Origin of the sequence: Vibrio sp. V39_P1S14PM300, from assembly GCF_009904765.1 — a bacterium.
GTDB classification, from domain to species: domain Bacteria; phylum Pseudomonadota; class Gammaproteobacteria; order Enterobacterales; family Vibrionaceae; genus Vibrio; species Vibrio proteolyticus.
On the sequence record NZ_WXWP01000189.1, the window covers coordinates 22,491 to 32,352 of the forward strand.

10 protein-coding genes are annotated in these 9,862 nt (G+C 49.7%); 9 read left to right on the forward strand and 1 reads right to left on the reverse strand.

Annotation, left to right across the window (positions count from 1 at the left end):
- Positions 1-50 precede the first annotated feature (50 nt).
- Positions 51-881, reverse strand: a complete 831-nt coding sequence (locus tag CAG65_RS09615) for a formate dehydrogenase accessory sulfurtransferase FdhD (protein ID WP_161453494.1) — start codon at positions 879-881, stop codon at positions 51-53.
- A gap of 196 nt (positions 882-1,077) precedes the next feature.
- Between CAG65_RS09615 and CAG65_RS09620 the strand changes: the two genes are divergently transcribed.
- The 9 genes from CAG65_RS09620 (at position 1,078) to CAG65_RS09660 (ending at position 9,769) form a co-directional block, all read left to right on the forward strand.
- Positions 1,078-1,542, forward strand: coding sequence for a DUF3305 domain-containing protein (locus tag CAG65_RS09620; RefSeq protein ID WP_161453495.1), 465 nt, complete (start codon positions 1,078-1,080; stop codon positions 1,540-1,542).
- Complete coding sequence (locus CAG65_RS09625; protein WP_337247552.1) at positions 1,532-2,065, forward strand: DUF3306 domain-containing protein; 534 nt, start codon at positions 1,532-1,534, stop codon at positions 2,063-2,065. The genes CAG65_RS09620 and CAG65_RS09625 overlap by 11 nt, the downstream gene beginning before the upstream one ends.
- A gap of 181 nt (positions 2,066-2,246) precedes the next feature.
- Positions 2,247-3,908: a 4Fe-4S binding protein gene (locus CAG65_RS09630; RefSeq protein WP_161453497.1), complete on the forward strand. Its 1,662-nt coding sequence runs from the start codon at positions 2,247-2,249 to the stop codon at positions 3,906-3,908.
- A gap of 10 nt (positions 3,909-3,918) precedes the next feature.
- Complete coding sequence (locus tag CAG65_RS09635) at positions 3,919-4,554, forward strand: TorD/DmsD family molecular chaperone (RefSeq protein WP_443098387.1); 636 nt, start codon at positions 3,919-3,921, stop codon at positions 4,552-4,554.
- Between the two features lie 57 nt (positions 4,555-4,611).
- Positions 4,612-4,809, forward strand: a complete 198-nt coding sequence (locus CAG65_RS09640; protein WP_161453498.1) for a twin-arginine translocation signal domain-containing protein — start codon at positions 4,612-4,614, stop codon at positions 4,807-4,809.
- An 11-nt stretch (positions 4,810-4,820) separates the two neighbouring features.
- Complete coding sequence (locus CAG65_RS09645) at positions 4,821-7,676, forward strand: formate dehydrogenase subunit alpha (protein ID WP_161453499.1); 2,856 nt, start codon at positions 4,821-4,823, stop codon at positions 7,674-7,676.
- An 11-nt stretch (positions 7,677-7,687) separates the two neighbouring features.
- Positions 7,688-8,296, forward strand: a complete 609-nt coding sequence (gene fdh3B / locus CAG65_RS09650) for a formate dehydrogenase FDH3 subunit beta (RefSeq protein WP_161453500.1) — start codon at positions 7,688-7,690, stop codon at positions 8,294-8,296.
- A gap of 14 nt (positions 8,297-8,310) precedes the next feature.
- Positions 8,311-9,369 carry a formate dehydrogenase subunit gamma gene (locus CAG65_RS09655; RefSeq protein ID WP_161453501.1) on the forward strand — a complete coding sequence of 353 codons (1,059 nt, stop codon included), beginning with the start codon at positions 8,311-8,313 and terminating at the stop codon, positions 9,367-9,369.
- Positions 9,353-9,769: a hypothetical protein gene (locus tag CAG65_RS09660; protein WP_021703285.1), complete on the forward strand. Its 417-nt coding sequence runs from the start codon at positions 9,353-9,355 to the stop codon at positions 9,767-9,769. Before CAG65_RS09655 ends, CAG65_RS09660 begins: the two co-directional genes overlap by 17 nt.
- Positions 9,770-9,862: the final 93 nt, after the last annotated feature.

The window sequence follows — 9,862 nt, forward strand, 5'->3', positions numbered from 1 at the left end:
CAGAAAAGGCCTCCATCGGAGGCCTTTTTCTTTATGTCGAAATCTACGAATTACTCTGCTGGTGCGCCTTTTACATCAAACTCAATCTTATCTGCACCAGTAAATACCTGAAAGCGAAGACCTTTAGCTCGGGCAATGGTGGTGATACCGAACTGTCTGGCCAGATCGAGCCCCATCTGGGTAACTCCGGAGCGGGAGAGCAGCAGAGGAATCCCCATTTGTGCGACCTTAATGACCATCTCTGATGTCAGGCGTCCGGTGGTATAAAAAATCTTATCCGCGCCTTTTTGGTCATTGAGCCACATTTCACCCGCCAGGGTATCCACGGCATTGTGACGACCCACATCTTCCACAAACGATAGCACCTGATTCCCCTGACAGACCGCACAGCCATGCACTGCGCCGGCCTTTTTGTAGGTGTCATTAAAGTGCGTCAGCGCTTCCAGTGCAGCGTAGATTTCAGATTGCTTGATCGTAATTTGAGGCACCTGATAATTTTCCAGTTGCTTCATGACATTGCCGTACATGGTTCCCTGACCACAGCCAGAGGTGACGGTCTTTTTCTTCAATGCTCCTTCTAGGTGGTCAGTGTTTTCTTGTGTCACGACCGCGGCAGAATGGGTCTGCCAGTCAATTATGACCGATTCGATGGCATTGGGATCAGAAATGAAGCTTTGATTTTTAAGATATCCCAGCACCAGCGCCTCAGGCCTTGAGCCAAGCGTCATTAACGTCACCACTTCTTTCCAGTTAAGCATCACCGTCAATGGTCGCTCACAAGCAATCTGTTTCACCAGACGTTCGCCGTATTCATCGAACACTTCAACCTCAATGGTCTGTAACGGGTTTTCACTGGTTTTTATGATAGTTGGTTTCCCCACAATCTAATCCTGTCTGCGACTCATGTTAATACCATTAAAGCAATTCCTGTTCCAAAAGGCGCATTTTTCTTTGTTCGGTGAATCGAGGTGGTTCCTATAAATAAGACACCTGAGCATTGGTTTGATGTCTATGGTTATGTGGCGTAATACTTGCTTTGAGTCTTTAATTAGTAAACGTTTGATCGGATTAAACACAATGTCACAGTTAGAGTCTGCCCCGATGAGCAGCGAAAAAGATGAAAATCACTGGCCCCTTGACTGCCAGTTGACTGCACATGAAATCAGCACGGGCTTGTGGGTCAGCACGCAATGGCAACTAACAGGTTTTGGGCTTCACCCAGATCCACAAAGCCGCTTTACCGCAAGCTTGGAACTTTTTCGGGATGAACGAACGGACTATCGATTTAACCTCAGTTCAACCCAGCCCAAACTGTTTCTCGTCCTCGACACGATGGACGATGAGAACAATCCGCTCATAGTGAAGCTGACGGCTTCCCAAAGCGTCGCTGGTCAATTCATGGATGGCGATTATCTGGTGCTTTCGACCAATATGCCGCTACCGGTTCAGGCCTGGATGGAAGCGTTTATTGGTCGTCATGGCGAGTTACTCGAAGCTCGTCGTAAGAAACGAAAAGGCGCGGGGCGTTCTAGTGGCAACTGACAACAATCCATTCTTCTCACGCTGGTCTAGGCGTAAGCTTGATCCTCAATCTCAAGCGGCCGACGAACATGGTGTGAACCAAACTGAGGTCACTGAGAACGCGTCAGACGTTCCGATTATGGAACAAACACCTGACGATTCACCAGATAAAGACCCACAAGAAACTCGTGACCTTAGTGTCGCTGAGCTGCTTGTCAGTGGTGCGACGGCTGCCACCAAAAAGGCAGCACTAAGAAAGCTATTTTTAAGTGGGGAATTCAGTGAAGTCGACCGGCTCAATGACTACGATCATGACTATTCCGCGGTGAAACCGTTGTCCACTGACGTCGCGGAAAAACTCAGAGAGTGGTTGAATGAACACGAGGAGGAACCGCCGCACAAAGTGGCAGAAGAGCGAATCTCAACTAAAGTTGAGAAGGAAGAGGCTGCCGAGTTGCACAGTGATTTGTCGTCCATTCAAACTCAGCACAACCAAGATGTGTCAGATGAAGAAGTGGGACAAAATATACCACATAAAAGTTAGGTACATTTTGACCAATAAATGGTTATCTCAATAGAGTCAAATTGTCTCAATAACAAAAACCTTAAACTGTATCTCACGAGTTTGTTAGTAATTAGCTGATATTAAATCTAATAAAAGTTGGAAGGGTATTTGCTGTAGCATCTGAAACCGAACGCAAACGTTCTAAAGATGGAACAGAGCAATGCTGAAACAACAACTAAAACGCACCAGATCTGCCAACGGAAAAGCACGCTTATTTGCTTTTGAGAACACGGTTGAGTTGACCAATCTTATTCCTCCCACCGTAAGCTACGAGAGCGGTGGGAATACGCTGATTGTTGGTCCGACCGCGATCATTGAAAGCGCCGCGCACCAACTCACACAAATGCATTCCCTGACCTTGCTGTCGACCGATGGTGAAAGGGCCTCACATCCAAACCTCTATTTTGCCAGTTCCGTTCAGATCTCAGGATTTTTGGGCACCTTTGAAGTTCTGATAGAAAATCAGGGACAGACGTACAACCTGGCCAAAGTCGCACTGGATCACGATTGTTTCGATATTGTTTTGGATATGACACTCAGCGGGTGTATGAGCGAAGAAGTTCCCGTACCGGGCTATTATCCGGTGGGGCGAGGGTATCCGAAACTGGCGGAAGCATTAGAAGAGATCCCCACATTGATGGGGACATTTGATAAGCCTAAATTCTTTCGTCTCGATACCGATCTGTGTGCGCACAGTTCACGTGGTGTAAAAGGCTGTGAACGTTGTGTGGATGCATGCCCAGCTGGCGCGCTAAGTAGTGAAGGCAACGATAAAATCGGACATCGCATCGCCATCAACCCTTATCTTTGCCAAGGCGTAGGGACTTGTGCCACTTCCTGTCCGACAGAAGCGATCAGTTACGCCTTACCGAATCCGCAAGAGACCCAGAAATTCATTGAGCGCACTTTGGCCAATTACCATCAAGCCGGCGGCGAAAGTCCGATTGTTCTTATCTGCAGCTCTCGCCATGAGAGTTATAACGTCATGGCGCTCAATGCGCTTCCCGATAACGTCATTCCGGTTGTCGTTGAAGAGTTGCCATCTGTGGGTATCGATTCCTGGTTTTCGGCTCTGGTCAATGGTGCAACACAAGTGCTGTTTGCCGCCAGCCGTTTTATGCCAGAAACCATCCTCCGAGTCCTCAATAGTGAAGTAGGGACAGCTCAGGCTTTGTTAACTCAAATCGGGCTGGAAAAAGAGCGCGTTGACATTCTATATCTCGAATCGCTTTGCGAAACCAGGCCGTCTCTGTGTGAAGAACCGTTGTGCCTGTCTGTCGGTGAGTTGCACGGCAATAAACGTCAGCGGCTATTCGCGGCTCTGGACGCACTCGCCAGTCAGTATCCTCCTCAAGCGTCTGTTGTCACACTGCCTTCGAGTGCGCCTTACGGCAAAGTGACGTGCCGCACTGATGATTGCACTTTGTGTATGGGCTGTGTTGCGGTGTGCCCGACTCGAGCGCTGCATCATGACGGTGACATCCCAGGCCTCAAGTTTGTTGAACAGGACTGTGTTCAGTGTGGATTATGCAGTCAGGCCTGTCCGGAGAATGCGCTGACTCTGGAACCACAAATGAACTGGGATCAAAGCTCGCGACAACAGGTGAGTACATTACACGAAGAGAAGCCCGCACTGTGCCTGCGCTGCCAAAAACCATTTGCGCCGCAGTCGATGATCTCCATGCTTCAGAACAAGTTACGCGGTCACTCTCATTTCGCTGATGAAGCGTCTTTGAATCGTATCGCGATGTGCGAAGACTGCCGTGTGATCGATGTGTTTGAAGCCATGGCAGAAGACCCTGCCAAGCAATTGAAATACTAAGGAGCGTTTCGTGGATATACCAACAGATAACCAGACGCTACATCGGGAAATTTATCTGATGCTGGCTTCGCTTTTCCGCCAGGCTCCAAACGAGGCCGTGATTGATTTTCTGGCCACTCTTGATATCGAAGCCGAGCAAAGCAACATGCAAAAAGCCTGGTTAACACTGAAAAACGCCGCGAGTAACACCTCTCAACAAGCATTAGAAGATGAGTACCAGTCATTGTTTATAGGTATCGGCCGTGGAGAGGTTGTGCCTTTTGCCTCATGGCATCTGACGGGCTCACTGATGGAGAAGCCGCTGGCAGAAATACGACATGATTTGGTGCAGCTAGGCTTTGAGCGTGAAGCTGATGTGAAAGAGCCCGAAGATCATATCGCCGCATTGTGTGAAGTCATGGCTTTGATGACCGATGACCACGATGCGACTCTGCAACAGGCGTTTTTTAATAAGCATCTTTCGCCTTGGACTCACAAACTGACCGGACAGATGAAAGAGGCGCAAAGCGCTGATTTTTATCGGGCCGTCGCTGAGTTGGCTGACGCGTTTTTTAACCTGGAAGCCGTGCGTTTTAGCGAAAACATCGCCAGCTCAAGAAACAAATCAAAAATTGACGTAAAAAATGTGACTGACTCACTGCAATAGGACGTCGATAAGAGATGCACCAGCATCCGGAACTACCTTTGGGTAAGGAAGCAATCCATGAAAAAGAAAAGTGAAATCAACGAAAGCCGCCGAGATCTTCTCAAGGGCTTCACGACTGCCGCGGTCGCTGGTGCAGTTGTCGCTGGAACAGCCAAAGTAGCTACAGCGTCAGAAGTGGAAGCGCCGAAAACGGAAGTAAAAAAAACCGGTTATCACGAAACTCAACACATTCGTGACTACTACGACTCGTTGTAAGGAGTGAACAGATGAAACTGATTAAACGCTCCGACAATGTGTCGAAAGAGCAAAATCAACTCGGGATCAGCCGCCGCACATTTATGAGAAACTCGTCGATTGCGGCTGGCGGAGCTGTGGTTGGCGCCAGTTTATTTACCCCGGGCATGATCAAAAAAGCCCAGGCGAAAACGGTGGATCTTGATGCCAAAACGGAAGTGAAGCGCACAATCTGCTCACACTGTTCGGTAGGGTGCGGCATATACGCCGAAGTGCAGAACGGTGTTTGGACAGGGCAAGAGCCGGCATTTGATCATCCGTTTAATGCTGGTGGCCACTGCGCCAAAGGTGCGGCTTTGCGTGAGCATGGTCATGGTGAACGTCGCCTCAAGTACCCGATGAAGCTTGAAAACGGCAAATGGAAACAGTTGTCGTGGGAAGAGGCAATCAACGAAATCGGCGATAAAGTGCTGGATATCCGCAAAGAGTCCGGACCGGATTCCGTGTATTGGCTAGGCAGCGCCAAACACAGTAATGAGCAAGCTTATCTGTTTCGTAAAATGGCTTCGCTGTGGGGCACCAATAACGTTGACCATCAAGCACGTATTTGTCACTCGACCACTGTAGCCGGGGTTGCCAATACCTGGGGTTACGGTGCGATGACCAATTCGTTCAATGATATGCATAACTGCAAATCGATTCTTTTTATCGGTTCAAATCCGGCGGAAGCGCACCCAGTGGCGATGCAGCATATTCTGATCGCCAAAGAGAAAAGTCGATGTAAGATCGTGGTGGCAGATCCTCGCCGAACCCGCACGGCTGCAAAATCAGATTTTTATGTGTCTCTGCGCCCTGGTACAGATGTCGCTTTCATCTGGGGCATTCTGTGGCACGTCTTTAAAAATCAGTGGGAAGACAAAGAGTTCATCCGCCAGCGTGTATTTGGTATGGATGAAATTCGTGCTGAAGTCGCGAAATGGACACCCGCAGAAGTCGAGCGTGTTACCGGCATCAGTGAGCAGGATGTTTACCAAACCGCGAAGATCCTGTCAGAGAATCGTCCTGGTTGTGTGGTCTGGTGTATGGGCGGAACTCAGCATACCACAGGGAACAACAATACCCGGGCATACTGCGTACTGGAGTTGGCCCTGGGTAACCTTGGCAAATCTGGCGGTGGTGCCAACATCTTCCGCGGGCACGATAACGTACAAGGGGCAACAGATCTTGGCGTACTGTCACATACCTTACCGGGCTATTACGGGCTGGCTGACGGCTCCTGGAAACACTGGGCAGGCGTGTGGGATATCGACTTCGATTGGATCAAAGACCGTTTTGATCAAAAAGAGTACCGTGGCACTAAGCCAATGAACAATATGGGTATTCCGGTCTCACGCTGGATTGATGGTGTTCTTGAAGACAAAGGCAATATCGAGCAGAACGACAATATCCGCGCCATGTTCTACTGGGGCCATGCGGTTAACTCGCAGACCCGTGGCGTTGAGATGAAAAAAGCGATGCAGAAGCTGGATATGATGGTGATTGTCGACCCTTATCCTACGGTTGCGGCGGTCATGAACGACCGCACCGATGGGGTCTACTTGTTACCTGCAACGACTCAGTTTGAAACCTACGGCAGTGTTACAGCATCCAACCGCTCGCTGCAGTGGCGTGATCAGGTCATCGAACCTCTGTTTGATTCTAAGCCGGACCACGAAATCATGTATCTGCTGAGTAAAAAACTGGGTTTTGCCGAACAATTGTTCAAGCACATTGAAGTGAAGAACAACCAGCCAGTCATCGAAGACATCACCCGTGAATTCAACCGTGGCATGTGGACCATTGGCTACACTGGTCAAAGCCCGGAGCGTCTCAAAGCACACCAACAAAACTGGCATACCTTCCATAAAACTTCTCTGGAAGCTGAAGGTGGGCCTGTCAACGGAGACACCTACGGTCTGCCATGGCCTTGTTGGGGCACACCCGAAATGAAGCACCCGGGCACGCATATCTTGTACGACACATCGAAAACGGTAGCTCAGGGTGGCGGCAACTTCCGGGCCCGCTTCGGGGTCGAGTTTGAAGGCAAAAACCTACTGGCGGAAGACAGTTACTCGGACGGTTGTGAAATCCAGGACGGCTATCCTGAATTTAGCGACAAGATGCTAAAACACTTGGGATGGTGGGATGATCTGACTGCAGAAGAGAAGCAAGCGGCAGAAGGCAAAAACTGGAAAACGGATCTGTCCGGTGGTATCCAACGTGTTGCGATCAAGCATGGCTGCATTCCATTTGGTAACGCCAAAGCACGGGCAATTGTCTGGACCTTCCCAGATCGAGTGCCACTGCACAGAGAGCCTTTGTATACGCCCCGACGTGACTTGGTCGCGGATTACCCAACCTGGGATGATGCGGAATCGATCTATCGTCTGCCAACGCTTTATAAGTCGATTCAGGATCAGGACAAATCAAAAGAGTATCCGATTATTCTGACTTCTGGTCGTTTGGTGGAATACGAAGGTGGTGGTGATGAAACGCGCTCCAACCCTTGGCTGGCAGAACTTCAACAAGAGATGTTTGTTGAAGTAAATCCAAAGGATGCCAACGATCTCGGCTTTAAAGATGGTGAGATGGTGTGGGTTGAAGGGGCAGAGAAAGGCCGAATTCATGTGAAAGCCATGGTCACCCGCCGCGTCAAACCGGGGATGGCGTTCATCCCATTCCACTTTGGCGGTAAGTTTGAAGGCGAAGATCTGCGTCATAAATACCCGGAGGGCAGCGATCCCTATGTGATTGGTGACTCAGCTAACATTGCGACCACTTATGGTTATGACCCAACAACGCAGATGCAGGAAACCAAAGTCACCCTGTGTAACATTCGTAAAGCGTAAGGAGCCTCCACATGGCACGAATGAAATTTCTATGTGACACCAAACGCTGTATCGAATGTAATGGCTGTGTCACGGCATGTAAAAATGAAAACGACGATGCACTTGAATGGGGCATTCAGCGTCGCCGCGTTGTCACCTTAAACGACGGTGAACCGGGAGAAAACTCTATCTCTGTCGCGTGTATGCATTGCACCGATGCGCCATGCATGGCGGTGTGTCCGGCCGATTGTTTCGAGCACACAGAAGATGGCATTGTGTTGCACAACAAGGATTTGTGTATTGGTTGCGGTTATTGTCTGTTTGCCTGTCCATTTGGTGCACCGCAGTTCCCGAAACAAACCGCATTCGGTGAACGGGGCAAAATGGACAAATGTACCTTCTGTGCAGGCGGCCCTGAAACTGAACCTGGTTCTGTAGAAGAGCGCCTGAAGTACGGTGCTAACCGGATTGCAGAGGGAAAACTGCCTATGTGCGCTTCGCTGTGTTCGACCAAAGCACTGCTCGCCGGCGATGCCGAAAAAGTATCCGATATTTTTCGTCAGCGCGTTGTTGAACGTGGAGCGAAAAATGCCGGATGGACCGACGGTGAAGATCTGTCTTATGACGCAACCAAGAGCTAATGGTGGAAAGAGATATGTTGCAACGTTTCAAACGCGTATCTCTGACAGTGCTGTCGATAATGACAGCGCTGTTGCTCGCCTTTGTCACGCCAGCCTCTGCCGAAGAACCTGCTTCTTCGGACGTCGCTCAACGCGAGATAACTCAACTTGCGGGAGCCGATTATTGGCGGCAGGTGCGTGAAGGGCAAGAGGGATACACAACCTCAACCTCTCCTGAGCATGGCGTTTTGATCAGCAAGCCAGGTGAGACTTGGTACATTCTCAAGGAAAAATGGATGTCTCCGGCGGGCGCTGTCGCCATTTTTGGCAGCATTGCTCTGGTGGTGCTGGCGTACGTTGTTGTCGGCCCATTGATGCTGAGCAAACCGCGTACCGGGAAAAAGATTACACGCTGGTCACGCCTCGACAGGGCGCTGCACTGGAGTATGGCCTTTACCTTCCTGACATTAGCCTTCAGTGGCCTCATGCTGGTTTACGGAAAACATTTCTTGAAACCTTACATTCCCACTGAGCTCTGGGGCTATATCGTATATTCAGCCAAGCAATACCATAACTACATTGGCCCGCTGTTTTTTATCTTGTTAATGTGCGTTCTGCTTAAATGGTGGCGAAAGTCACTGTTCAACAAAACCGATGTACAGTGGTTTAAGAAATTGGGCGGAATGGCTGGCAAGCATAAAGGTACCCACCCATCTGCGGGCTTCTCGAATGGTGGTGAAAAAGCCATTTACTGGCTATTGATCATCTTTGGAGCGGTCGCAGCAGCCAGTGGACTGATCCTCGATTTCCCAATTTTTGGCCAAACCCGGCGCGACATGGAGTTTTCTAATCTGGTCCATATGGTCTCGGCATTGATTCTGATCTGTGGTTTTATCTTCCACATTTACATTGGTTTGTTTGGTATGGAAGGCGCTTTAGAAGGGATGGTCACTGGTGACGTTGACGAAACCTGGGCTAAAGAGCATCACGACTTGTGGTATGAAGAGGTCAAAAACGGGGAGCCTACGGCCAATTCCGACGTGGCCAACCAAAACGCTAAGGGAGGGGTTCGCGGCAATGAACAAACATCATAGCGGTATCTGGGTTGCGTACATCTTGAGTCTTCTGACGCCATTTACTTGCCTTATTTCAGGCGTGATCGCCATCGTGTACGCTGGCTACCGACTGGATAAAGGGGAAGACTCCGAAGTAGTGAACTCGCACTATTACGGTCTGATTCGCAGTTTTTTTCTTAACTTGACCTTTTTCGTTGTCCTTCTGGTCACGGTGGCGACATCGAACGGATTGCTGGTTGGCGTTCACGATTACTGGTACAGAAACTCACTGATCGATTCCGTCGCGCGTTTTATTCCTTATGTTGGCATGGTGATCGCTGCAGGAGCCATATTGTTGTGGATCGTCCGCATGGTGCAGGGGATGCAACAACTCAGAGCAAACATTGCTCACACCCCCTCAACCGGCCCGAATCTTTGAACCAAATCGGCGCATGACACTTAGCCCCGGCACGATTCGGGGCTTTTTTGAACCATGATTATGCGCATCGATATGGTGCAGTCTCACCTAAAT

Coding starts and splice junctions, on each gene's coding strand:
- CAG65_RS09660 (WP_021703285.1), top strand. CDS start 9,353: ATGAACAAACATCATAGCGGTATCTGGGTTGCGTACATCTTGAGTCTT.
- CAG65_RS09655 (WP_161453501.1), top strand. CDS start 8,311: ATGTTGCAACGTTTCAAACGCGTATCTCTGACAGTGCTGTCGATAATG.
- CAG65_RS09620 (WP_161453495.1), top strand. CDS start 1,078: ATGTCACAGTTAGAGTCTGCCCCGATGAGCAGCGAAAAAGATGAAAAT.
- CAG65_RS09640 (WP_161453498.1), top strand. CDS start 4,612: ATGAAAAAGAAAAGTGAAATCAACGAAAGCCGCCGAGATCTTCTCAAG.
- fdh3B (WP_161453500.1), top strand. CDS start 7,688: ATGGCACGAATGAAATTTCTATGTGACACCAAACGCTGTATCGAATGT.
- CAG65_RS09645 (WP_161453499.1), top strand. CDS start 4,821: ATGAAACTGATTAAACGCTCCGACAATGTGTCGAAAGAGCAAAATCAA.
- CAG65_RS09630 (WP_161453497.1), top strand. CDS start 2,247: ATGCTGAAACAACAACTAAAACGCACCAGATCTGCCAACGGAAAAGCA.